The following is a 1,355-nucleotide window of genomic DNA, read 5'->3' on the forward strand; positions in this document are numbered from 1 at the left end:
TCAAACGGCTGAAAGTTGGTGCCACGCGGCGGTTTTCGGCCACCACCCGGGAGTCGTTGTTGGCGGATCTGCGCCGGATACTCGATCCGGATTACGGCGTGCGTGCGCGAGAGATCGCCCGGCACATGACCAAACCCGCTGAAAGCGTTGTCAAGGCCGCTGACGTGGTGGAGAAGTTTGCCGGCTCGCGGAGTCGCGCCTGATCGGCAAAGCCGACAGCGCGGATGTGTGCCGCACTGTCAGCGTCCTGACTCCGGCGCCGGCGCCGAACTAGTTGCCGCTTCTGGAGACACGGGACCACACTTTCTGGCACACTAGATATCTGATCAGCCGACGATGCCTGGGGGTCGCGTCAAACCGTCAAAGGTCGTCACAGTCCAATGGTCGGGGGGATAGGGCCGATGATATTGGCTTCGTCACACCCGACGGCGCCCGGTGGGAATTGCCGGTTCGCCCGCTCGCGGAACCTCATTCCCCATGCCATGCAACGAAAACAGTCAATCCCAATAGGGAAGGGAGAGACTGAAATTAGGGCCGAAAGACCCTACTCTGAAGTGTTGCCGGGGCAAGGGAAAAGTGATTAAGGTTACAACGCGATGAAATTTGCTGTGGCAAGCTACGGGACGCGCGGTGACATAGAGCCGTGCCTCGCTATCGGGCGGGAACTGACGCGCAGAGGGCACGAAGTCCGCATGGCCGTCCCGCCCAATCTTGTTGAGCTCGCGCAGGAAGCAGGCCTGGCGGCCATCGGCTACGGACCCGACATGCACGACTTCTGGAGCGACGAGTTCATCCGCGACTTCTGGAAGAATTTCGTGCGCGGGCCCATCAAGTTGATGCGCGACGCATGGGAGCCGGTGCTGCGGAACTGGCAGCTGATGAGCTCGTCACTGATGTCGGTCGGTGCCGGCGCCGATTTGATCTTCACCGGACAGCTCTACCAGGACCTCGCGATCAACGTCGCCGAGTTCTACCGCATTCCGCTGGCGACACTTCATCACTTCCCGATGCGGGCCAACGGCCAGCTCGTTCCGCGCGTGCCGGCGCCGCTGTTTCGCTCCGGCATGAAAACGGTCGAGTGGTTGTTTTGGCGCTCGACGAAGCAAGTGGAGAACGCACAGCGCCGCGAGCTCGGACTGCCCGCGGCCACGAAACCCTCGCCCCGGCGGATCGCCGAACGCGGCTCGCTCGAGATCCAGGCCTATGACGAAGTCTGCTTTCCCGGGCTGGCCGCCGAATGGGCGAAGAAATGGGGCGACCGACGGCCCTTTGTCGGCGCGCTGACCATGGAGTTGACCACGGACGCCGACGAGGACGTGGCATCGTGGATCGCCGGTGGATCGCCGCCGATCTGC

The 1,355-nt window shown here is 62.8% G+C and carries 1 protein-coding gene and 1 pseudogene; both read left to right on the top strand.

Translation table 11 applies throughout. The features are described 5' to 3' along the window. A pseudogene (locus tag A9X04_RS32305) lies at window positions 1–203 on the top strand (glycosyl transferase family 1); the annotation flags it as partial. 393 nt (window positions 204–596) lie between these two features. Next, the coding region (locus A9X04_RS32310; RefSeq protein ID WP_197509165.1) for a glycosyltransferase at window positions 597–1,355 on the top strand (759 nt) is incomplete at its 3' end.

This window comes from Mycobacterium sp. E3247 (assembly GCF_001667785.1).
Classification (GTDB): domain Bacteria; phylum Actinomycetota; class Actinomycetes; order Mycobacteriales; family Mycobacteriaceae; genus Mycobacterium.